This window comes from Nitrospirillum karajorum (assembly GCF_036348415.1).
Lineage (GTDB): Bacteria > Pseudomonadota > Alphaproteobacteria > Azospirillales > Azospirillaceae > Nitrospirillum > Nitrospirillum amazonense_B.
On the sequence record NZ_JAZBQB010000004.1, the window covers coordinates 387,799 to 413,055 of the forward strand.

A 25,257-nucleotide genomic window follows, 5' to 3' on the forward strand; every position below is an offset into this window, starting at 1 on the left:
ACCAGCGCCGGGCCGCCCACGGCCGCCAGCACCTGGTACAGCCGGGCGGCCGCGTCCCATTCGGCGGGGCCCCAGTGGGGGGAATGCCGCGCCGGTACCAGTCGCGCAAGGTGTGGAACTCCGCGTCGCTGCCGGCGTCGGCCAGGGGACGCAGCAACGGCCACTCCGCCTCATTTTCCGTCAGCAGCGCGCGGGCCTGGCGGCTGGCGGCGATGAAGCCATCCAGCACCGCGCTGTTGGCCTTGGCCCAGCGTTCGGAGAAGACATAGCCCACGATGGGTGGCGTGCCCTGGATGCCCAGGCCGGCCACCGCGTCCCCCACCGTCAGCAGGGTGCGCTGGCCCGCCGCCTGGCCCTTGGCGGCGAACGGCCAATAGGTCAGCAGGGCATCCAGCCGCCCGGCCGCCAGCGCGTTGGCCAACAGCGGTGGCGCCCCGAAGGTCTTTTCCGTCGTCCGATCCAGGTCGATGCCCGCCTGCCGCCGGGCATAGGCGCGCAGGATCAGCCAGCTCTTGTCCAAGGGCCCGCCGGCAATGCCCAGGCGGCGGCCGGCCAGGTCGGCCAGCGTGGCCACCGGGGAACCGGCCGGCACCATCACGGCGCCGGCGACGTTGGAGAAGGGGATGAAGGTCCAGTCGGCGCCGCCCCCTGGTCCTTGGGCCGCGCGCTGCCGCGCCACCCACAGCCAATCCACCGCGATGGTGTCGACCTGGCCCGCCTGCAAAGCGACCTGAGTCGCCTGGCCCGTGGCGAACTCCTGCGAAACGAGGGCGATGCCGTGGGCCGTGTCCAGCCCATGGCGGCGGATCACGTCCAGTTCCCACGACACGGTGCCATAGCGCAGCACCCCCACGCGCAACGGCACCGCCGCCGCCCGCGCGCCGCGGGACGCCACCCCCGCCACCACGCCCGCCATCGCGCCCATGGCCAGCAGGCGGCCCAACAGGCGACGGCGCGTCATGCTCATGATCTGATCCGGAATCGGGGGCATCCTCCACGCCCGGTCCAAGGGACCGGGCCCAGGTTGTTCCTGGTTTCGCAATCCATTATCGGGCCGCCGGCTTCACCCCTGTCAACCCGCCCCCTCTACGACTATAGAATGAGACAGCGCCCTGATTTCCGGCCCTGATTTCCTATGGCGGCCCAGGATGCCAGGGGCCATTATCGGGCCATGGTCCCTGGTCTGACACCAGTCTCTGGTCTGACACTCAAGGAGACGGCGGAGATGTCCAACCGCCGCCATGGTTTGATAGGCGTCCTTCTCGCCGGCCTGCTAATGGCCGGACCTGTGGCCTATGCCGGGCCGCCGGCGAAGGCGCCGGACACCAAACCCGGCCCAACCAAGCCCGAAGCCGCCAAGCCCGACCCCGCCAAAGCCGACCCGGTGGCCAACATCGCCTATCTGGCGCTGACGCAGAAGCGGGTGCTGCCCCAGAGCTTCCTGGACCAGCCGCCGGACGACGACGGGGTGCAGGGCGCACGGCTGGCGCTGGCCGACAACACCACCACCGGCCGCTTCATCCACCAGGCCTATCACCTGGAAGAGGCGCTGGAGCCCGATGCGGACGCGGTGGTCGCCGCCTTCAAGCGGCTGGTGGCCCAGGGCTACCGAGCCTTCGTCACCGACGTGCCGGCGGACCTGCTGCTGCGCCTGGCCGACTTGGCCGAAGCCAAGGACGCCACCCTGCTGGACGCCACCACCACCGACGACGCCCTGCGCGGCGACAAATGCCGGCGCAACGTCCTGCACCTGCTGCCCAGCCGCGCCATGCTGGCCGACGCGCTGATGCAGTACCTGGCGGTGAAGAACTGGCGCGACATCCTGCTGGTGGCGGGCCCCAACCCGGAGGACAAGCTGTACGCCGACGCGCTGCGCAAGTCGGCGCGCAAGTTCCGCCTGAAGATCGTGGCGGACAAGCCGTGGACCTATGACCCCGGCGCCCGCCGCACCGACACCGGTCATTACGCCATCGGGGCGGAGGTGGCGCGCTTCACGCAAGGCATCAAGTACGATGTGCTGGTGGTGGCGGACGAGGGCGACAATTTCGGCGATGAACTGGGCTATCGCGCCACCGACCCGCGGCCGGTGGCCGGCACGCAGGGCCTGGTGCCCGCCGCCTGGGCCCGCCCCTTCGAGCAATGGGGCGCCACGCAACTGCAGGCGCGCTTCCTGAAGCAGGCGGGCCGCTGGATGACGGAGCGGGACTACGGCGCCTGGATGGCGGTACGCGCCCTGGGCGAGGCCGCGACCCGGGGCGGCAGCGTGGAGGGGGCGGCCATGACCGCCTACCTGCGCAAGCCGGAGTTCGAGCTGGCGGCCTTCAAGGGCGCGCGGCTCAGCTTCCGCGCCTGGGACGGGCAGTTGCGCCAGCCGGTGCTGCTGGCCGACGCGCGGTCGCTGGTGTCCGTCTCGCCGCAGCCGGGCTTCCTGCACGAGACATCGGAACTGGACACGCTGGGCCCTGACCAGCCGGAGACGACATGCCATCCAAGCTGATGATGAAAGCCACCCTGGCGGTGGTCGCCCTGCTGTCCGCCACCCCCGCGCTGGCGGAGCGGCTGCTGGTGTCCAATGAGAAGGACAACACGATCACCGTGGTGGACGCCGACACCCTGGCCGTCATCAAGACGGTGAAGGTGGGCGCGCGGCCCCGGGGCATCACCCTGTCCAAGGATGGCAAGGCGCTTTACATCTGCACCAGCGACGCCGACCACATTGAAGTGCTGGATCTGGCCAGCCTGACCGTCACCCGCACCCTGCCCAGCGGGCCGGACCCCGAGCTGTTCACCCTGAGCCCGGACGGCAAGACGCTGTACGTGTCCAACGAGAACGACAACATGGTGTCGGTGCTGGACATCGCGTCCGGCCGCATCGCCACCGAGATCCCGGTGGGGGTGGAGCCGGAGGGCATGGGCATCAGCCCGGACGGCAAGATCCTGGTGAACACCTCCGAAACCACCAGCATGGCCCATTTCATCGACACCCAAACCCACGCGGTGCTGGCCAACGTGCTGGTGGGCAGCCGGCCACGCGTGGCGCAATGGACCAAGGACGGGTCGCTGGTGTGGGTGTCGGCGGAGGTGGGCGGCACCGTCAGCATCATCGACGCCGCCCAGCGCAAGGTCATCCAGACCATCCGCTTCGAGATCCCCGGGGTGCCGAAGGAATCCATCCAGCCGGTGGGCATCCAGTTGACCGCCGACGGCAACACCGCCTTCGTGGCGCTGGGCCCCGCCAACCGCGTGGCGGTCATCGACACCCACAGCTATCAGGTCAAGAAGTACCTGCTGGTGGGCCAGCGGGTGTGGAACCTGGCCTTTTCCGGTGACGGCAAGCGGCTGTACACCACCAACGGCGTCAGCAACGACCTGTCGGTTATCGACGTGGACGCACTCAAGGTGGTGAAATCGGTGCCGGTGGGCCGCCTGCCCTGGGGCGTGGTGGTGGCGCCTTGAACGACTCCTCGGCCGCCGCCCTGGAGGTTTCCGGCCTCAGCCATTCCTTCGGCGCGCGTCCGGCGCTGCGCGATGTCGGCTTCCGCATCGCGCCCGGCGATTTCACGGCGCTGCTGGGCCTGAACGGCGCCGGCAAGACCACCCTGTTCGCCCTGGTCACCCGCCTCTATCACAGCCGGCAGGGGCGCGTCGCCGTCTTCGGCCACGACATCCGGCGCCAGCCCTCCGCCGCCCTGGCGGCCATGGGCGTGGTGTTCCAGCAGTCCACGCTGGACCTGGATCTGACGGTGCGGCAGAACTTGGCCTATCACGCCAGCCTGCACGGCATGGCCGGATCGCGCGCGCGCCTCCGCATCGAGGAAGAGCTGGAGCGGGTGGGCCTGGCCGACCGGCGCGACGCCCGGGTGCGCCAGTTGTCCGGCGGCCAGCGCCGGCGGGTGGAACTGGCCCGCGCCCTGGTACATGACCCCGCCCTGCTGCTGCTGGATGAGCCCACCGTTGGCCTGGACATCGAAAGCCGCCGCTTCCTGATCGAGCATGTCCGCCATCTGTGCCGGCAGCGCGGCCTGGCGGTGCTGTGGGCCACCCACCTGATCGATGAGGCCGACGACACGGCCAAGGTCATCGTCCTGCACCAGGGCCAGGTGCTGGACCAGGGCCCCGTGCCCGAGGTGACCGCGCGGGCCGGCGTGACCACGCTGCGCGCCACCTTCGACACCCTGACGGGCCAGCGGCGGGAAGGGGGCGGGCGATGACCCCGGTCCAATACCTGCGCTGCCTGGGCGGCATCGTGAAACGCGAGGCGCTGCGCTGGACGCAACAGCGCGGCCGCTTCCTGTCCGCCCTGGTGCGGCCGCTGGTGTGGCTGGCCATCTTCGCGGCGGGCTTTCACTTCGTCCTGGGCGTTTCCATCATCCCGCCCTATGACACCTATATCCCGTACGAGGTCTATATCGCCCCGGGATTGCTGGCCATGATCCAGCTGTTCAACGGCATGCAAAGCTCGCTTTCCATGGTGTACGACCGGGAAATGGGCAGCATGAAGACCCTGCTGGTCAGCCCCTTCCCCCGCTGGTTCCTGCTGACGGCCAAGCTGCTGGCCAGCGTCGTGGTGTCGGTGGTTCAGGCCTACATCTTCCTCGGCATCGCCTGGTTCTGGGAGATCGAGCCGCCGCCGCTGGGCTATCTGACGGTGCTGCCGGCGCTGATCCTGTCGGGCCTGATGCTGGGGGCGCTGGGCCTGGTGCTGTCGTCCTTCATCCGCCAGCTGGAGAACTTCGCCGGGGTGATGAACTTCGTCATCTTCCCCATGTTCTTCGCCTCGTCCGCCCTCTATCCGCTATGGCGGGTGAAGGAGAGCAGCCTGACGCTCTATTGGATATGCCAGGCCAATCCCTTCAGCCACGCGGTGGAGCTGATCCGCTTCGCCCTGTACGGCCAGGCGGACCCGCTGGCGGCGGGGGTGGTGGCCGGCTGCACCCTGCTGTTCATGATCATGGCGGTCTGGGGCTACGATCCCGGCCGCGGCCTGTTGGCCCGCCGGGGCGGCGGCGACTAACCCGCCAGGGAGGACAAGGATGCGCGTCACGGTTCCGGTGGCCCTTCTGCTTACCGCCCTCATCGGCGGGGCGTCCCTGACGGCGCGCGCCGCCCCGCCCCAGGCGGACCCGGACTGGCCGTGCCACCAGCGCCTGGTGCCGGAATTGACCGGCGCCACCTACTGGAACGGCCCCGCCCTGCCCGATCAGCCGGACTGGCGGCGCGACAAGGCCGTGGCCGCCGTGGTGCTGGCCGTGTCGCCCCGCGACGTGCCGACCGAGGAGGGGGAGAAAACCCTGGCCGCCTTCGCCGACAAGGTGCCCAAGGCCCGGCGGGCCGCCGTGTACCCCAAGGCCTTCGCCGGCATCGTGGAGGAGGTGAACCGCCAGCGCGGCGATGTCATCGCTCGGCTGAAAAGCCTGGCCCATCGCCAGCGGGAGGTGGGCGACCTGGTATCCCAGGCCACCAACGAACTCCAGGCCATCCCGGCCGACGTCACCGATCCCGACAAGCGCCAGCAGCGGGCGGAGATCGTGCAGCGCCGCGATTACCTGATCCGCAGCTTCGAGGAGGTGGAGCGCACGCTGCGCTACACCTGCGAGGTGCCTGTGGACCTGGAGGCCCGCCTGGGCACCTATGCCCGCGTCCTGGGGGATCGCTTGGCGCCCTGAACAGCCAGCCACCCTTACGATGGCAATCGTTTGCTTTTGCAACCATAGCATCGCATGATGGTGACGCGATGGCGCCCCTCATCCAAGAAATGTCATGCCTATGCTCGAGCCTGTGGAATCCGCTTTCGCCGCCGCCCTGGCTCGTCACGCCCCGGATTTGGCGCACCGTGACGCCGGCGCGCAAGACCAGGTCTGGGTCGAGACGTTGATGGCGCAGGACATACAGGCGATCCTGGGCCCCTTGCCGGCCGAGATCGCCGGCCCCCTGGTGGCCATGCAGGTGCGGGGCCGTCTGGCGGGCCATGCCGCGCAATTCCCCGAAAGCCGCCTGCAAATCATCGAGCACCGGGGCAAGGCCATCGGCTATTGGCGGATGGCGTGGGCCCAGGGCCGCTTGGTCGACATCGTGATCGATGCCGGCTTGCGGGGTCAGGGGCATGGTGGACGCCTGCTGGCGGCGCTGGCGGCCGCCGCCGACGCGGTCAACGTGGCCCTGACGCTGGCGGTGCGCCTCGATAATCCCGCCATCCGCCTTTACCACCGCCTCGGCTTCCAGCCCTCAGGCTCCACGGGGCCATTGCAAGATCTTCGGCGCGCACCACTCGCCCCCTGATAGCAGGGACATGGGGCTCCTACGATAATCCACGCATTACGCCACATCCCTCATTTTATGGTTGTGGTCCAGCCTCGTATCCCGTAAAGCTTGCGCATAATAAACATAAATACCCGTTCGGCGGGCATTTCGTATTGCCCCGGCACGTGCCGGGCCAACGCCATAAAAGCGAGGAAAAACCATGGATTCCTTTATCGGCACCGTCATGCTGTGGTCCGCACCGTGGATCCCCAGCAACTGGGCGGTTTGCGACGGTCGGCTTTTGCAGATCAGCCAATATCAGGCCTTGTTCGCGATCATCGGCACCTATTATGGCGGCGACGGCATCCGCACCTTCGCCCTGCCCGATCTGCGGCAGCGTGTTCCCGTCGGCGCGCCGCAAATCAACAATGTCGGCCTGCAAAGCGGGGCCCCCAGCACCACCCCCGGCCAGTTGGGCAACCCGGTGACCCTCACCGCCGGCAACCTGCCGGCCCACACCCACACGGCCACGTTCACCGGCACCGGTGGTGCCAGTGGCGGCAGCGCCGTCGCATCCGGCCCGGTCAGCCTGACCTTCAGCGACGGCAGCGGCACCATCAGCGGCACGGGCAGCGCCAAGATCGGCACCACCGCGCCCGGCGCGAAATCGCAGACCCTGACCGAAGGCGCCTTGCTGACCCATGGCGGTGCCGGATCGCAGATCTACACTACCAGCGGCACGCCCGTCCGCGTTGGCGCCGCCGACGCCGTCAGCGTGACCGGAACCTGCAGCGGGGTTTCCGGAACCGTTTCCGGAACAATCAGCCTGCCTGTCACTGGTTCGACGGGCGGCATCACCGGCGGCACCGTTGCCATCGGTATTACCGGCAGCAACGCCCCCGTGGATCTGAAACTGCCCACCCTGCTGATGAACTACATCATCTGCCTCAACGGCATCTTCCCCTCCCGCGACTAAGCCTTCTCCGGCCCCCTCCCCTGAGGGGGCCGTTTTATCGAAGGGGTATCTACGCGGAGTCGCGGCGACAACATTGTGCGAACGCGGTAATACGTTCGCAGTAATCCACGCAAACTCACAAGATGTGACGGGTTCTTATATTTTATTTCTCAAGATAGAAATATCATTTTTAGTCATTTTTGAGTTGTTGTCTCTCGTCTTTTTGCGTAAAAATTGTGCGCGCGGCGTAAATTACCCGCAACAATCGCGCCACCTCCGGCGCCGTCATTTCCCTGCATAAATTTTCAACTGAGACGAGGCCGAATCATGGCAGATTCTTATATCGGTACGGTCATGTTGTGGGCCGTGCCTTGGGTGCCGCAGGACTGGCTGCCCTGCGATGGCCGGACGCTCCAGATTTCCCAGTACCAGGCCCTGTTTTCCCTGATCGGCAACATTTACGGCGGCAGCCAAGCCCAAGGCACCTTCGGCCTGCCCGACCTGCGCAACCGGGCGGCCATCGGCGCGGTAAGCACCAACGGCCCGTTCACGCCGCAGGGCACGGTCAACCCCGCCCCCGGACTGTTTGGCAACCCGGTGTTTATCAGCGTCAACAATATGCCGACGCACACCCACGCCGCCGTCTTCACCCCCACGGGCGGCGGCGGGTCGGGCGGCGCCATGACGGCCAGCGGCACGATCAGCGTTCCGGTCACCGCCTCGGGCAGCATCACCGGCACCGGCAGCGTCACCGGCACCGGCACCGCCAATATCGGGACGAGCAACACCGCTGGACGCGGTCCGACGCCCAGCGCAAACGCGTTAATCACTACGGGCGGGGTCAGCACAGCGATTTTCGCGCCGTCGGCCAACACCCCGGCCATTCCTCTGGGTCCGAACGGTTCCGTAACCATTACCGGCACCACCACCGTCACCGGCACCGCCACCGTCACCGGCACGGCTGCGGGCACCATCAGCGTCCCTGTCACGGGAGGCGGCGGCGGCATCACCGGCGGCACGGTCACGATCGGCAATACGGGTGGCGGGGTGGCCCTTAACCTGGGTCTGCCCGTCCAACCCATCAACTACATCATCTGCGTCAACGGGCTTTATCCCACCCGTCCGTAAACCAGGCGACGGGACGCCCGTTACGAAGCGGGCGCCCCGTCACCGGCGGTCGCGATGGCGCCGTCCACCGCATCCGACGGGGAAATGGCGCCCTCCCGCCGCGCCTGCGGCTTGGTTGCCAGGGGCTGCACGCCCTGGCTATAGGGATGGGGAAAGCGGGAATCCAAGGGCAGGTGCACGCGCTGCTGATGCAATGCCGGTTCGCGGAACCCCGGCGAATACGGATGGCGGACGCCGGGATTGAAGGCCACGTCGTAAAGCTCCGTCACCGGCCCCGTTATGGTCAGCCAATGGGCGTTGCGGCCGGTACGCAAATCCACGATCTGCAGGCCACATCGCTGCTTCACCTGGCTTTGCTGCAACTTATCGGTCAAGGCCATGCCGGCCCCGAAGCTGTTGGCCCGCAATTGCGACAGGCCGATCACCGCGTAATCGCCGACGAAGGTCAGGCCGCGGGCGAAGCCAGGGCAATCCACCACGGCCACGAAGCCCCCCCGGTCGCCATCGACGTAGCCGAACTGGCCCGCTGCGGAGTTCAGGACCCACAGCCGGTCCCGATACCACCGGGGCGAATGGGGCATACCCATGCCAGTGGCCACCGGCTCGTTCGCCGCTAGATCCCAGACCATGCCACCAGCATTGCGATTCTGGCGCCAGCCCCCCGGCTCCACGGTCCGGCCGCACAAGGTGGCATAGGCGATGGCGCCGTCGCGGGCGGCGAAGCCGTTCAGGTGACAGAAATCGGCCGTCACCAGCATGGGCACGAAATCCGGCTTCCATAGCGGCCGGAAATTATAGCGTTCATCCAGGGCAGCGATACAGCTGAACGCCGTGCTGATGAACGCCAGCTCATGCGTCTCCCCACCGAAGCGGACATCCGCCAGGACGTCATGGGTGTCGCACGGCCCGACAAAATAGCCTTTGCGCGGCATGTAGACGGCGTCCTTCAATTTGCCATCGACGGTGGCGACGCCCGTATTCGCGAACTTCCACACCTGCTCGCGCGTGCCCACCCACAAATGCCGGCTGCTGAGGGCCAAGCCCATCGCCGTGCCCACCACGCGATCCAGCACCTGCAACTGCCCGTCCTCGACATACAGGAAGATCAGCCGGCCCGATTGATAGGTAGACAGGACAAGGCTGCCGGCGGTCTGGGCCAGCCAATTGGCGAAGTCGGGCGATGGCAGAAAACGGGGTACGGCCTCACCATCCTGGGTGGGCATAAGGGTGGGATCGACGGTGTCCGCCCCGGCCAACCTTGTCGAGGCCCCATGAAGCGCTTGTTCCTGATCGGACATTCGGTACCCCCCTCTAAACCAGCGTCCAAACCCGGCGCCAATGGCACCACGCCGACACCACCTTAAATCGATAAGCCTATGCGCTCAGTCGTACGCTCTCTAACAAATCCCACCCGGCGGCGCCAGGGACCTGGTCGAGGGGTAGGCGTTATTTGTTAATTCCCTGTTAATTGCGGAACCGGTCCACAGTGAAGAAAGCCCAGGGCAAACCGTGAACCGGAAAAGAAGGGGGTCGTTACTGGGTAATCATTTCTTAGGACCTATCCCTCAGAATAGGGGCGACCGAGGGAATCGACTGACCCATCAACTCCGTGAACCACTTATCATAATCTATCACAATCTATCACAATCGCTGCTTTCTTGGCGGAGTTGGGCTCGCCCTCCGTTTTTGACTGGCAGCATCGGGAAAGTTGTGGTTTAAGCGACATGGGGGCGAATTTGCAGTTCTTGATGGCATTACTCACACAGAGGTTGCCGTTGGGGTTTCCGTCCCCCGATGACGCCTATTCCATTTTGGTGAGTTGAACGCCATGCCCGACGGTACGCGCCCCACGGTCCGCAAGAACGCCCCCCGCGCCCTGCGACTGGCCCTTGAACCGCGCATGATGTTCGACGCCGCCGCCGCCGCCACGGTGGCGACGGTCTCCAAGGCCGCCGCGGCCGATACGGCCGACACCCATCACGACGCGGTCGCTACCCAGGCGCTGCTGGATGCGGCCGCCAAGGCCGCCGCCGCGACCGCCACAGACACGGCGAAGACCGGCACCACGAATACCACGACCGCGACCGACACCAAGGATGCCGGCAAGACCTCCGCGGAAACCGTGCAGGCCGCCGCCACCACGTCCACCGCCACCACCCCGGCCGCGACCACCACCAACAGTTCGGTGCATGAGGTGGTGATCGTCGACACCAGCGTCGCCGACTACCAGACCCTGATCGCCGGCATGGACCCCTCCGTGCCCGTCATCCTGCTGGGCCCGGGACAACGCACCATCCATGGCATCGCCGAGGCGCTGTCCCAATACAGCAACCTGGACCAGGTCGTCCTGGTGTCCGAGGGTGGCGACGGCGGCATCATCCTGGGCGGCAACAAGGTGGTCACCGATGCCGATCTGGCCAGCCGCGCCACGGATCTGGCGGCCATCGGTGCATCATTGAAGACGGGCGGCGATTTCGTGCTGCTGGGCTGCTCCATCGCCGAGGACGCCACCGGCCAAAAGTTCGTGGACGATTTCGCCCGCTACCTCGGCAATGACGTGGACGTGGCGGCATCGACCAATCGCACCGGCCCGGCGGCGCTGGGTGGCGATTGGGTCATGGAATACGCCAGCGGCAAGCCGGTGGATGTGGTGCTGCCCTTCACCGTCGCCGGCATGCAGGGCATTGACCATTGCTTGGGCTGCACCACTGTGGACAACACAGACGTAGGCAAGATAAATGGCAACCCACCCGGCAAGATATACCATTTCTTCAACGGTCTATATGAGCGCGGCAATAGCCAAAACGACAATGGCGATTTTTACGACATATTCGCTACAAAATATATAACTATTTATAATAACACCGCACCCAATGGCCTGAAGGCTGTTGGGGTATTTCTTAATTATGCGGCAGGACATCAAGGGGATGCCCATTATAACTACGGCTACAAATTTCAGTCGAATGGGCAATGGGATCCATATAGCAAGTATTCTGGAAGCCTGAGCAAGTTTTTATTTAATCTGCAGGTCAATGGCCTATGCGGCACGCCAACGCAGCCGACGCTGGATGCGACGAAGAGCCCCACGCTCACGTCTGAAAGCCAGGCTGACACCGCCGCGCCCACCGGCGCGGTCGGCACCCTGGTTTCCAGCCTGGTCAACACCACGGGCATCGGCAATTTCACCGACAGCGGCAGCGGGACGCCCGGCCTGGCCCTGACCGGCCTGAACACCACCAACGGTTCCTGGTGGTACACCACCGACGGCGGGTCGAATTGGCATGCCGTGGGCACCGTCAGCAGCACGTCGGCGCTGCTGCTGTCCGCCGACACCAATACCCGGCTTTACTTCCAGGTCACCAACAGCAGCTTCTCCGGCACCATCAGCGACGCCATCACCTTCCGCGCCTGGGACGGGTTCGTGGGAGCCAACGGCATCAATTTAGATCCCACCGACTACGTCAACGGCAGCGTCGCCTTCTCCACGGCCGACGTTGGGGCCAGCCTGACGATCACAGCGCCGCCGCCTTCGGTGGGTGCCACCCATACCAGCACCGCCAACGACAACGCCACGGCCACGCCCTTCAGCAGCGTGACCTTCGTCGATGGCACGAACGGCGCCACCAGCTATCACGTCGACATCACCCTGGACGCCGCCAACGGCGTGCTGTCGGGCACCGGGCTGACCCACACGGACAGCACCCACTACACCCTGACGGCCAGCACCGCGTCCGCCCTGCAGACGGCCCTGCGGGCCCTGGTCTTCACCCCCACCAAGGACCAGGTGGCGGTGGGCCAGACCAAGACCACTACCTTCACCCTGACCCCCGGCGACGATGTCTACAACGGCTCGGTCACGGCCGACAGCACCAGCGTCATCACCGTCACCTCGATCAACGACGCCCCTGCCTTCGTGCAGGCGGGCGCCGCCAGCCTGACCGTCGCGCACAACAGCACGGCCATCGACCTCACCTCCTACCTGCATGTCAACGACCCTGACATCAGCCAGACGGAAACCTGGACCGTTTCCAGCGGGGCCGGCCACGGCACCCTCACACTGACCAGCGCCACCGCCAATTCGGGCAGCAGCGACATCACCCCCGGCGGCACCCTGACCTACGCGCCCACCGGCGGCTATATCGGCAGCGACAGCTTCACCATACAGGTGAGCGACGGCACGTCCACCGTCACGCGCACCTTCAACGTGACGGTCACGGGCCCGGTGATCAGCGGCACCCACACCAGCACCGCCAACGACACCGGCACGGCCACGCCGTTCAGCAGCGTGACCTTCACCGACAACAACGTCGGCGCCACCAGCTACAGCGTCGCCATCACGCTGAGCGCCAACAACGGCGCGCTGAGCCAGAGCAGCGGCACGGGCCTGACCAGCACGGACAGCACCCACTACACCCTGACGGCCAGCACCGCGTCCGCCCTGCAGACCGCGCTGCAGGCCCTGGTCTTCACCCCCACCGCCAACCAGGTGGCCGCCGGGTCGACCCAGCAGACCACGTTCACGCTGACGCCCAACGACAACCTGGGTGTCGCCGGCACCGCCGACAGCACCAGCGTCATCACCGTCACCTCCATCAACGACGCGCCGGTTCTGGACGCCAACAAGTCCCCGACCCTGATCAGCGAGCCCTACACCACAACGGCGGCCCCCACAGGTTTGGGCGCCGTGGGCACCCTGGTCTCATCCCTGGTCGCCAACGGCACGGGCATCGCCAACGTCACCGACGCGGACGCCAGCGCCCAGGTGGGCATGGCCATCACCGCCACGGACACGGCCAATGGCACTTGGTGGTACAGCACGAATGGCGGCAGTACCTGGACCAGCGTGGGCAGCGTCGCCGATAACAGCGCCTTGCTGCTGAAGGCGGATGCCAACACGCGCCTGTATTTCCAGGTCACCACCAGCAACTATACCGGGACGGCGACCGTCACTTTCCGCGCCTGGGACCAGACTGGAGGGACGACAGCCGGCACCAAGGTTTCCACCGCCAGCAACGGCAACACCACCGCCTTCTCCTCCGCCACCGAAACGGCCAGCATCACCATCACCGGCCCCAACGCCGCCCCGGTCATCACCAACCTGGGCGGCGACACCGTCGCCTGGGTGGACGCCAGCACCGCCGTCCGGCTGGATTCGGGCACGGCCGCGTCCGTCAGCGACACGGAGAACAACTCCGCCGGCTGGGCGGGCGGCAGCCTGGTGGTGCAGCGCGTGACGTCCGGGTCCGCCGACGCCACCGCCAATGACGTGTTCAGCTTTGACAGCAGCGTCAGCGTCAGCGGCAGCACGGTCACCGTGAACGGGCATGCGCTGAGCTTCACCAACACCGGCGGCGTGCTGACCATCAACCTGACCGCCAGCGCCACCAGTGGCGATGTGGCGACGCTGATGCATGCCATCCAGTACAGCAACGCCACCCCCTACGGCAATGCCACCATCCGCTATGCCCTGAACGACGGGTCCGGCAACACCACCAACGCCGACGTGACGGTGACCAGTTCCACCATCTACGTCACCACCGCCAGCGACCAGAGCAGCGGCACCGCCGCCGATGGCTTCAGCCTGCGGGAGGCGCTGGCCCAGTCCGTCAGCCAGACGGGCGCCGACACCGTCGTCATCGGCGACAGCGTCACCGGCACCATCACCTTGGCCAGCGGCGTCACGCTGGGCGCCGGCGACACCCTGAAATACGCGCCCAGCACGGCGGGCAGCCTGACCATCGCCGCCACCACCGGCGGCCTGACCCTGGGCGGCGCCGGCACTATTTCGGTGGGCAGCGGCGACGCGCTGACCATTTCTGCCGGCCTTTCCGGCACCGGCAGCGCCCTGACCAAGACCGGGGCCGGCACCCTGACCCTGTCGGGCACCAACACCTACACCGGCGCCACCACGGTGTCGGGCGGCACGCTGGCGCTGGGCAGCCTTGGCCAGACATCCGGGCTGACCCTGGATGGCGGCACGCTGCAAGCCACCGCGGGCTTCACCAGTTCCACCGCCATCACCGTCAACGCCGCCGGCGGCACGGTGGATTCGACCGGGCTGCTGTCCTTGAGCGGCACCGTCTCCGGCACGGGTGCGCTGACCGCGAAGAGCACGGCCGGCAATGGTGTCCTGAAGCTGTTGGGCAACAACACATTCAGCGGCGGCGTCACGCTGACCAACGGCATCCTTGACATTTCCAGCAACACCGCCCTCGGTACCGGCACCCTGACCATCAACGGCGGCAAGATCCGCAGCACCACGAACCTTACCTACAACCTGGCCAACAATCTGGTGCTGAACACCGATCTGTTGATGGCCGGCAGCTATGCCCTCGCCTTTTCCGGCACGGTCGATTTGGGCGGCGCCACCCGCACCATCAATGACCAGTTGGGCCACGGCTTCGATCTGACCTTCTCCGGCGTGGTCAGCAACGGCAGCTTGAACATCGCCTCACAGAGCAACGGCAGCCCGGCCACCTACGCCTCGGTGATCCTGAGCAACACCGGCAACACCTACACCAACGCCACCGTCACCTCCGGCACCCTCAGCATCGCCGGCGCCGGCAGCCTGGGCAGCGGCAGCGTCACCCTGGCCGGCGGCACCCTGCTGGTCAACGGCGCCGCCACCATCGCCAGTAACATCGCCGTCACCGCCAGTTCCACCCTCCAGGTGGCCAGCGGCAACGCCGCCACCCTGTCCGGGAACATCACCGGCAGTACCGGAACCCTGACGCTGACCACCGGCACCGGCGCCGGCGACGGCCTGACCCTATCCGGCGCCAACAGCTACAGCGGCGCCGTCAGCATCAGCGCCGGCAAGGTGACCGCCAGCGGCGGCAGCGCCATCGGCGACAGCAGCGCCGTCACCGTCGCCAGCGGCGCCACGCTGGCCCTGGCCGCCAGTGAGACCATCGGCTCCCTGGCGGGTGCCGGCACCGTCAGTCTCGGCAGCTTCAACACCCTGACGGCGGGCAACAACACCAGCACCACCTTCTCCGGTGGCATCACCGGCACCGGCGGCCTGACCAAGACCGGCACCGGCACCCTGACCCTGTCGGGGGTCAACACCTACACCGGCGCCACCACCATCAGCGCCGGCCAGATCACGGTGTCCGGCGGCAGCGCCATCAGCGACAGCAGCGCCGTGTCCGTCGCCCAGAATGCGACGCTGGTGGTGAGCGCCAGTGAGACGGTGGGTTCGTTGAGCGGCGCCGGCACGGTGACCATCAACGGGGCGACCCTGACGGCGGGTGGCGACGCCACCAGCACCACCTTCTCCGGCGCCATCACCGGCACCGGCGGCCTGACCAAGGCCGGCACCGGCACCCTGACCCTCTCGGGCAACAACAGCTACAGCGGCACCACCACCATCAGCGCCGGCACGGTGGAGGCCGCCAGCAACACCGCCCTGGGCAGCAGCACCGGCGGAACGACCATTGCCTCCGCCGGCACCCTGTTGATCGACGACGGCGTGACCATTGCGGACGCGGTGAGCACCGCCGGCAACGGCTCGCTGACCCTGAACACCTCGACCGGCAGCGCCACGGTGTCGGGCAACGTGACCCTGACGGCCGACGCGCGGGTCAACGTCAGCGGCACGGGCACCCTGACCCTGAGCGGCGCCGTGGATGGCGCCTACACGCTGTACAAGAATGTCGGCACAGGCACCTTGGTCCTGAGTGGCGGCAACGGCACCGGCGCCACCAACCTGAACATCGCCAGCGGCACCCTGTCCATCACCGACAACACCAACCTGACCGCCGGCACGCTGACCCTGAACGGCGGCGCCTTGGCGGTGACCGGGTCCGCCGTGACCGTGAGCAAGGCCATCACCCTGGGCAGCGGCGGCGGCACGATCAGCGACGCCAACACGGTGACCCTGTCGGGCGTCATCAGCGGCACCGGCAACCTGACCAAGAGGGGCGCCGGCACCCTGACCCTGTCGAACACCAACACCTACACCGGCTCGACAACGATTTCGGCCGGCACGCTGGCCGTGGCCGGCCTAGGCAGCACCTCGTCCCTGATCTTCAACGGCGGCACCTTGCTGTCCACCGGCGCGTTCACCAGTTCCACCGCCATCACCGTCAACGCCGCCGGCGGCACGGTGGATTCGACCGGGCTGCTGTCCTTGAGCGGCACCGTCTCCGGCACGGGTGCGCTGACCGCGAAGAGCACGGCCGGCAATGGTGTCCTGAAGCTGTTGGGCAACAACACATTCAGCGGCGGCGTCACGCTAACCAGCGGCATCCTCGACATCTCCAGCAACACCGCCCTCGGTACGGGCACCCTGACCATCAACGGCGGCAAGATCCGCAGCACCACGAACCTTACCTACAACCTGGCCAACAATCTGGTGCTGAACACCGATCTGTTGATGGCCGGCAGCTATGCCCTCGCCTTTTCCGGCACGGTCGATTTGGGCGGCGCCACCCGCACCATCAATGACCAGTTGGGCTCCGGCAACGACCTGACCTTCTCCGGCGTGGTCAGCAACGGCAGCTTGAACATCGCCTCACAGAGCAACGGCAGCCCGGCCACCTACGCCTCGGTGATCCTGAGCAACACCGGCAACACCTACACCAACGCCACCGTCACCTCCGGCACCCTCAGCATCGCCGGCGCCGGCAGCCTGGGCAGCGGCAGCGTCACCCTGGCCGGCGGCACCCTGCTGGTCAACGGCGCCGCCACCATCGCCAAGACCATCGCCGTCACCGCCAGTTCCACCCTCCAGGTGGCCAGCGGCAACGCCGCCACCCTGTCCGGGAACATCACCGGCAGCACCGGGACCCTGACGCTGACCACCGGCACCGGCGCCGGCGACGGCCTGACCCTATCCGGCGCCAACACCTACAGCGGCGCTATCAGCATCAGCGCCGGCAAGGTGACCGCCAGCGGCGGCAGCGCCATCGGCGACAGCAGCGCCGTCACCGTCGCCAGCGGCGCCACGCTGGCCCTGGCCGCCAGTGAGACCATCGGCTCCCTGGCGGGTGCCGGCACCGTCAGTCTCGGCAGCTTCAACACCCTGACAGCGGGTGGTGACAACACCAGCACCACCTTCTCCGGCGCCATCACCGGCACCGGCGGCCTGACCAAGACCGGCACCGGCACCCTGACCCTGTCGGGCACCAACACCTATACCGGCGCCACCACCATCAGCGCCGGCCAGATCACGGTGTCCGGCGGCAGCGCCATCAGCGACACCAGCGCCGTGTCCGTTGCCTCGGGCGCCACCTTCCTGGTGAGCGCCAGCGAGACGGTGGGTTCGTTGAGCGGCGCCGGCACGGTGACCATCAACGGGGCGACCCTGACAGCGGGCGGTGACAATACCAGCACCACCTTCTCCGGCGTCATCCAGAACGGCGCCAGCGCCGGCGCGTTGAGCAAGGCCGGCAGCGGCACCTTCACCCTGTCGGGCGCCAACACCTACACCGGCGTCACCACCATCAGCGCCGGCACGCTGGAGGCCGCCAGCAACGGCGCCCTGGGCAGCAGCACGGGCGCCACCACCGTGGTCAGCGGCGCCACCTTGCAGGTGGACGACGGCGTCACCATCGCCGACGCCCTGACCATCGCCGGCAGCGGCACGTCCAGCTCCGGCGCCATCAACCTGTCCTCCGGCAGCGCGACGGTGTCGGGCAATGTCACCCTGAGCGCCGCCAGCAGCATCTATGTCGCCGACACCGCCACCCTGACCCTGGGCGGAACGCTGGCCGGCGCCTTCACCCTCACCCGCAACTTCGGCAACGGCGCGGTGGTGCTGACCGCCAACAACAGCGCCGGGACCACCAACCTGAATATCCAGGTTGGCACGCTGTCGATCACCGACCAGACCAACCTGACCACCGGCACGCTGACCCTGAACATGGGCAACACCGGCGTCGGCGGCCTGCTGGTCACCGGCAACAATGTCACCATCAGCAAGGCCATCACCCTGGGCGCCAGCGGCGGCATCATCAGCAACGCCAACGCCCTGACCCTGACCGGCAACATCACCGGCGGCGTCAGCAGCAACTTCAGCAGCAACGTCAGCCTGACCAAGGTCGGCGTCGGCACGCTGACCCTGTCCGGCACCAACACCTACACCAGTTCCACCGGCGCGCTGGGCGCCACCATGGTGTCCGCCGGCACCCTCAGCGTCACCAACGCCACCAACCTGGGCAGCACCACCATCAAGGGCGCCGTCATCCTGAACGGCGGCGCCCTTGAGGTGACCGGCAGCGCCGTCACCCTCGCCAACAACATCCTCCTCAACGCCGACAGCGCGATCACCGTCGACAATAGCGCCATCCTGTCCGGCGTCATCTCCGGGGCCCGCAACCTGACCCTGGATGGCGTCGGCACGCTGACCCTGTCCGGCACCAACACCTACACCGGCACCACCACCGTCATTGACGGCACCCTCAGCATCGCCGCCGCAACCAACCTGGGCAGCGGCGCCCTGACCCTGAACGGCGGCACCCTGACGGTCACCGGGTCCAGCGTCAGCCTGAGCCAGGCCGTGGCCCTGGGCAGCAATGGCGGCACCGTAAGCACGGTCAACGCCCTGACCCTGTCCGGTAACATCACCGGATCGGGCGATTTGGTGTTGAATGGCGGCGGCACCTTCACCCTGTCCGGCACCAACACCTACACCGGCGATACGGTGGTGCGTGACAGCGCGTTGAGCATCGCCGCCGCCACCAACCTGGGCGGCAGCGCCCTGACCTTGAACGGCGGCACGCTGACCGTCACCGGGTCCAGCGTCAGCCTGGGCCAGAATATCAACCTGTCCGTCAACAACGGCACCATCAACACCGACAACAGCCTGACCCTGTCGGGTATCGTCGGTGGCTTCGGCGACCTGCTGACCGGCGGCGCCGGGTCCGTGACCCTGTCGGGCAACAGCGGCACCTACACCCAAGCCGCTCACGTTGTGTCCGGCACCCTGGTCCTGACCGGCGCCCTGGGCGGCGATGTCAACGTCCAGGATGGCGCCACCCTGGGCGGCACCGGCACGGTCGGCGGCAATCTGGTGGTCTATGGTGGCGGCACCCTGGCCCCCGGCGTCAGCGGCGTGAACAACGGCATCGGCACGCTAACCGTCACCGGCAATGTCAACCTGGGTGGCGCCCTGCAAATCCAGATCGCCGGCGCCTCGGCCAACAATGACGTGTTGAGCGTGGGTGGCAACGTCGTGCTGAACGACGGCGTCGGCAACACCGGCACCCTGACGCTGAGCACCGTTGGCGGCTATACCGTCAGCCTGGGCGACAGCTTCACCGTCGTCAACAACACCGGCAGCGGCACCACCGACACCACCGCCTTCGGCAACCTGGACAGCAATGGCCGGGCGGACGTGGGCAGCAGCGGCAAGGCGCTGATCACCAACAGCGGCGGCACTGGCAACGACATCGTGGCCAGCATCCTGAACGCCGCACCGACCCTGACCACCACCCCGGCCACGGCCCCCAACTTCACCGAGGGCGGCAGTGCCGTGTCGCTGTTCAGCGGCACCACCATCAGCACCGTGGAAGCCGGGCAGAGCATCCACGCCCTGACGCTGACCGTCGGTGGCGTGGTCAACGGCACGTCGGAGGTGCTGACCGTCGACGGCAGCGCCGTCACCCTGACCAACGGCACCACGGTCACCACCAGCACCAACAGCTATGCCGTCAGCGTCTCGGTCACCGGCACCACCGCCACCGTCACCATCACCAAGGGCGGCGACTTCTCCGCCACCGACGCCCAGACCCTGGTCAACGGCCTCACCTACCAGAACAACAGCCAGGACCCCACCGCCGGCACCGGCCGCACGGTGACCCTGACCAGCATCCAGGACAATGGCGGCACCGCCAACGGCGGCACCGACACCACCACCCTGACCGCCAGCACCACCGTCACCATCACCCCGGTCAACAACAGCCCGACCCTGCCCAGCAGCGGCGCCACCTCCACCATCCCGGCCACACCGCTGAACGCCGCCAGCGACGCCGTCAGCGTGTCCAGCGTCCTCACCGACGCCGGCTATGTCGACCCCGACGCCCACGGCCATTCCGGCATCGCCGTCACCGGCCTGACCGGGTCCGGCACCTGGCAGTATTCCACCGACGGCGGCACCAACTGGATCGACGTCGGCACCGTTTCCACCACCGGCGCCCTGCTGCTCGACAGCACCGCCAAGCTGCGCTACGTCCCCAACGGCGCCACCGTGGAAACCGCCACCGTCACCTTCAAGGCCTGGGACGAGACCACCGGCACCGCCACCAGCGGCGCCACCCGCCAGACCGCCGACACCACCACCAGCGGCGCCGCCACCGCCTTCTCCGGCAACAACGGCACGCTCAGCGTCACCGCCCAGGGCGCCACGGCCACGGCCGGCGGCACCAGCGGCTACACCGACGGCGGCGGCGCCGGCGTCATCGACAGCGGCATCACCCTGGCCGACAGCGCCAGCACCACCCTGACCAGCGCCACCGTCACCATCGGCAGCGTCGTGGCCGGCGACGTCCTGGCCTTCGTCAACCAGAACGGCATCACCGGCAGCTACGACGCCACCACCGGCGTCCTGACGCTGACCGGCACCGCCAGCATCGCCGACTACCAGGCGGCCCTGCGCTCCGTCACCTTCAACTCCACCAGCCGGGACCCCACCCTGGGCGACACCCGCACCAGCCGCACCATCAGCTGGTCCGTCAACGACGGCATCGCCCCGTCCGCCCCCGTCACCAGCACGGTCACCATCACCGCTGTCAACGACGCACCGACCCTGACCGTGCCCGGCGCCCAGACCATCACCGACACCCTGGCGCATAGCCTGAGCGTCAGCGTGGCCGACCCCGACGCCTGGACAGGCACGGAGACGGTGACGGTGAGCGCGGGCAAGGGCAATCTGGCCGTCACCGCCTCGGGCGGCGTCAGCGTCAGCGGTACCGGCACGGGCAGCCTGACCATCGCCGGCACCCTGGCCGATGTAAACGCCACTCTGGCCAGCCTGACCTACACCACCACGGTGACGGGCAGCGACAGCGACACCGTGACCGTCACGGTCAACGACGGCGGCAACACCGGCACCGGCGGCGCGCTGTCGGACAGCAAGACCATCGCCGTCACCCTGACTGGCAACGCCGCCCCCACCATCAGCGTTGCCGGCACGCAAAGCTTCACCGATACCAACAGCCACGCCATCACCGGCGTCGGCGTAAGCGACAGCCTGGCCGGCGGCACCGTGACGGCCACCGTCTCGGACTTGCATGGCAACCTGGGCTTCACCGCCGCGGGGTCGGCCAGCGTCAGCGGCACCGGCACGGGCAGCGTCACCATCACCGGCACCCTGGCCGATGTGAACGCCACCCTGGGCACCCTGACCTATGCCACCACGGCGACGGCCACGGGAACGGACACCATCACCGTCACCGTCAACGATGGCGGCGGCAGTCTGATCGGCGGGGCGAAATCCGCGACGCAGACCATCGCCGTCACCCTGACCGGCAACGATGTGCCGTCCCTGGCGCTGGCAGGCGCGCAGAGCTATGTCGACCAGGCCGGCCATGCCATCACCGGCGTCGCCATCACCGACACCCTGCCGGGCAGCACCGTCACGGCAACCGTGTCCGACCTGCACGGCAATCTCAGCTTCACCGCCGCGGGGGCGGCCACCGTCACGGGCGGCGGCACGGGCAGCGTCACCATCACCGGCAGCCTGGCCGATGTGAACGCCACCCTGGCCACCCTGACCTACGCCACCACCCTGTCGACCGCGGGCAGCGACACCATCACCGTCGCCGTCAACGATGGCGGCACCGCGCGCATCGGCGGGGCCAAGTCCACCAGCGGCACCATCGCGGTGGCCATCGCCACCAACGACACGCCGGTCCTGAGCGTGGCGGGGGCGCAGAGCTATACCGACACCAACGCCCACGCCATCTCCGGCGTCAGCATCAGCGACACCTACAACGGCACCGTGACGGCCACCGTCTCCGACCTGCGCGGCAACCTGGGCTTCACCGCCGCCGGGGCCGCCAGCGTTACGGGCGCCGGCACGGGCAGCGTCACCATCACCGGCAGCCTGGTCGATGTGAACGCCACCCTGGCCACCCTGACCTACGCCACCACGGCGACCACCACGGGCACCGACACCATCACCGTCACCGTCAACGATGGCGGCGGCAGCCTGATCGGCGGGGCGAAAGCCGCCGCCCAAACCATCGCCATCAACCTGGCCGGCAACGACACGCCGGTCCTGAGCGTGGCGGGGGCACAGAGCTATAACGACACCACCGTGCATGCCATCACCGGCGTCAGCGTCAGCGACACCCTGACGGGCAACACGGTCACCGCGGCGCTGATCGCCACCCAAGGCACCATCACCGTCAGCGCGGCCGGATCGGCAACCGTGTCGGGCAGCGGCAGCGGCGTGGTGTCCATCACCGGCAGCCTGGCCGACGTCAACGCCACCCTGGCCACCCTCGGCTACGCCACCACCGCCACCACCACCGGCACCGACACCCTGACCATCGCGGTCAGCGACGGCGGCAGCGCGCGCATCGGCGGGGCCAAGTCCACCACCCAGACCATCGCCATCAGCCTGACCGGCAACGACACGCCGATCCTGACCGTAGCCGGGGCGCAGAGCTACACCGACACCAATGCCCACGCCATCACCGGCGTCAGCATCAGTGACAGCCTGACGGGCACCGCGGTCACCGCCACGGTGTCCGCCACCCAGGGCAACGTCGCGGTGACGGCGTCGGGCGGCGCCACCCTGGCCGGCAACGGCACGGGCAGCCTGACCATCACCGGCACCCTGGCGGATGTGAACGCCACCCTGGCCAGCCTGACCTACGCCACCACCGCGACCACCACGGGCAGCGACACCATCACCGTCAGCGCCAACGACGGCGGCACCAGCCGCATCGGCGGGGCCAAGTCCACGACGCAGACCATCGCCGTCAGCCTGACCGGCAACGACACCCCCGTGGTGACCGTGCCGTCCGCCCAGAGCTACAACGACACCAACGCCCACGCCATCACGGGCATCAGCGTCAGCGACACCCTGTCGGGCAACGCCATCACGGTGGCGCTGCTGGCCGGGAAGGGCAATGTCACGGTCACCGCCACCGGCGGGGCGACGGTGTCCGGCAACGGCAGCGGCGTGGTGTCCGTCAGCGGCAGCGTGGCCGACGTCAACGCCACCCTGGCCACCCTGACCTACGCCACCACCGCCACCGGAACCGACAGCGACACCATCACCGTGGCGGTCAGCGACGGCGGCACCAGCCGCATCGGCGGCGTCAAGTCGGCCGTGCGCTCCGTCGCCATCAGCCTGACAGGCAACGACACGCCCGTGCTGACCCTGCCGGGCGCCCAGAACCTGTCGGCCACGGGCAACCAGGCCATCACCGGCATCCGCGTCAGCGACACCCTGAACGGCGGCGCCATCAGCGTGACGGTGAGGGACGGCTTCGGCGGTCAGTTGGTCATGGCGGCGTCCGGTTCCGCGACGCTGTCGGGCAACGGTACGGGCACGGTCACCGTGACCGGCAGCGTGGCTGACGTGAACGCCACCCTGGCGAGCTTGAGCTTGACGCCGGCCACCACCGGCAACGACATCATCACCGTGACCGTCAATGACGGCGGCACGACACGGGTTGGCGGCGCCAAGACGGCCACCGGCACCGTGGGTGTGACCATCAACCCGGTGGTGGTGCCGCAGCCCGCCACCCAGACGACGACCACGACGACGACGACCACCACCACGCCGGTCACGACCACCACCAGCAGCCTGATCGTGACACCGACGGTGGCCGCGACCAGCACGGCGGCGACGACGGTGTCCCTGACCCAGACGGTGGGCACGGGCAACGCCGGTGTCAGCGGCACGTCCAGCGCCGGCCTCAGCGGCAACAGTGTCATCAGCACCAGCGCGGCAACGGCCACAACGAGTACGACGACGACCAGTACCGTCACCTCGCTGACCACCGACACGACCACCAGCAGCCGGACGACAACCACCGGGACCGCCAGCACGACGACGGGGACGACCACCTCTACGGGGACGACCTCGACGGGAACCACGACGGGTACCGTGGCGACGGTCACCACGTCGACGGCGACCAGTGCGAGCACCACCGTCGTCAGCGCCAGCACAGGCGTGGTGTCCATCACCAGCGCCGCCACCGGTACCACCACGCTGACCCTGGCCACCCCGGTCAGTAATCAGGTGCTGGCCACCGGTCAGCAGACAACGTTCCAGCTGCCCCAGGGCACGTTCCAGAGCAGCGACCCCCAGGTTTCGCTGGAGGCGCGGCAATCAAATGGCGAGCCGCTGCCCGCCTGGCTGACCTTCAACCCGGCCACCGGCACCTTCACGGGCCAGCCGCCCGCCGGGGAGAGCGGCACCATCGCCATCACCGTCACGGCGCGCGACAGCAACGGCAACGTCGCCGAGGCGAAGTTCAACATGGCGGTGGGCCAGGACCAGCAGACCGGCACGGGCGCCAGCGGCGGCGGCCAGGCGCCGGGCAACCGCACCCCACAACAGCATGCCGCCAACGACCCGGCGACGGCTGTTCCCGCCGACCTGGAGCCCATCCAGCTGGCCGCCTACACCGGCCAGAGCGGCACGGCCGATGATTTGGCCGCCAAGACGGCCAACGGCCCAGGCCGGATGCCCGCCGGCAAGCTGTCGCTGACGGCCCAACTGCAAGCCGCCGCCCAGGCGCAGAAGGTGTCCAGCCTTCACGCCGGCGGTTTCGGTACCGGCACCTTCGGTGGTGCCGCCCACCACGGCATCGTCGATGACGCCGTGTCCCTTCTCGCCAGCTTGCTGGACGTGTTCGGGGGCGATGCCCCGCGGCACGCGCCGGCCCATCCCACCGTTCACGCTTCGACCACCACTACGACCGCCTGAGGCTCCATGACGTCCCTGCCTTACTCCGCGCCTGTGCGGCGCC

11 protein-coding genes and 1 pseudogene are annotated in these 25,257 nt (G+C 68.0%); 10 read left to right on the forward strand and 2 right to left on the reverse strand.

The window, feature by feature from the left end:
* Positions 1-83 precede the first annotated feature (83 nt).
* Positions 84-269, forward strand: a complete 186-nt coding sequence (locus tag UCD39_RS27290; RefSeq protein WP_330498758.1) for a hypothetical protein — start codon at positions 84-86, stop codon at positions 267-269.
* Here the strand turns inward: UCD39_RS27290 and UCD39_RS28665 are convergent.
* Positions 233-991 (reverse strand): annotated as a pseudogene (locus UCD39_RS28665) (ABC transporter substrate-binding protein); the annotation flags it as partial. The gene UCD39_RS27290 and the pseudogene UCD39_RS28665 sit on opposite strands and share 37 nt — an antisense overlap.
* A gap of 234 nt (positions 992-1,225) precedes the next feature.
* On the opposite strand from UCD39_RS28665, the gene UCD39_RS27295 reads away from it, so the two are divergent.
* The 8 genes from UCD39_RS27295 (at position 1,226) to UCD39_RS27330 (ending at position 8,323) form a co-directional block, all read left to right on the forward strand.
* The gene (locus tag UCD39_RS27295; RefSeq protein ID WP_330498759.1) at positions 1,226-2,497 is read left to right on the forward strand and encodes a lanthanide ABC transporter ABC transporter substrate-binding protein PedA1; all 1,272 of its coding nucleotides are present in this window, start codon (positions 1,226-1,228) and stop codon (positions 2,495-2,497) included.
* A complete protein-coding gene (locus UCD39_RS27300; protein WP_330498760.1) occupies positions 2,482-3,456 on the forward strand; it encodes a YVTN family beta-propeller repeat protein in 975 nt (324 codons plus the stop codon). The genes UCD39_RS27295 and UCD39_RS27300 overlap by 16 nt, the downstream gene beginning before the upstream one ends.
* Positions 3,453-4,211 (forward strand): lanthanide ABC transporter ATP-binding protein PedB/LutE, encoded by a 759-nt coding sequence (locus tag UCD39_RS27305; RefSeq protein ID WP_330498761.1) that lies wholly within the window; start codon positions 3,453-3,455, stop codon positions 4,209-4,211. Before UCD39_RS27300 ends, UCD39_RS27305 begins: the two co-directional genes overlap by 4 nt.
* Positions 4,208-5,014 carry a lanthanide ABC transporter permease protein PedC gene (locus tag UCD39_RS27310; RefSeq protein WP_145735183.1) on the forward strand — a complete coding sequence of 269 codons (807 nt, stop codon included), beginning with the start codon at positions 4,208-4,210 and terminating at the stop codon, positions 5,012-5,014. The genes UCD39_RS27305 and UCD39_RS27310 overlap by 4 nt, the downstream gene beginning before the upstream one ends.
* Before the next feature lie 19 nt (positions 5,015-5,033).
* Complete coding sequence (locus UCD39_RS27315; protein ID WP_330498762.1) at positions 5,034-5,666, forward strand: hypothetical protein; 633 nt, start codon at positions 5,034-5,036, stop codon at positions 5,664-5,666.
* Between the two features lie 100 nt (positions 5,667-5,766).
* Positions 5,767-6,279 carry a GNAT family N-acetyltransferase gene (locus UCD39_RS27320; protein ID WP_330498763.1) on the forward strand — a complete coding sequence of 171 codons (513 nt, stop codon included), beginning with the start codon at positions 5,767-5,769 and terminating at the stop codon, positions 6,277-6,279.
* A 181-nt stretch (positions 6,280-6,460) separates the two neighbouring features.
* Positions 6,461-7,216 carry a phage tail protein gene (locus tag UCD39_RS27325; protein WP_330498764.1) on the forward strand — a complete coding sequence of 252 codons (756 nt, stop codon included), beginning with the start codon at positions 6,461-6,463 and terminating at the stop codon, positions 7,214-7,216.
* Positions 7,217-7,522: 306 nt separating this feature from the next.
* Entirely contained in the window at positions 7,523-8,323 is an 801-nt protein-coding gene (locus UCD39_RS27330) for a phage tail protein (RefSeq protein WP_330498765.1), read from the forward strand.
* 20 nt (positions 8,324-8,343) lie between these two features.
* On the opposite strand, the gene UCD39_RS27335 is transcribed toward UCD39_RS27330, so the two are convergent.
* Positions 8,344-9,621: a TIGR03032 family protein gene (locus tag UCD39_RS27335; RefSeq protein ID WP_330498766.1), complete on the reverse strand. Its 1,278-nt coding sequence runs from the start codon at positions 9,619-9,621 to the stop codon at positions 8,344-8,346.
* A gap of 530 nt (positions 9,622-10,151) precedes the next feature.
* Between UCD39_RS27335 and UCD39_RS27340 the strand changes: the two genes are divergently transcribed.
* Positions 10,152-25,214, forward strand: coding sequence for an autotransporter-associated beta strand repeat-containing protein (locus UCD39_RS27340; RefSeq protein ID WP_330498767.1), 15,063 nt, complete (start codon positions 10,152-10,154; stop codon positions 25,212-25,214).
* Positions 25,215-25,257 lie beyond the last annotated feature (43 nt).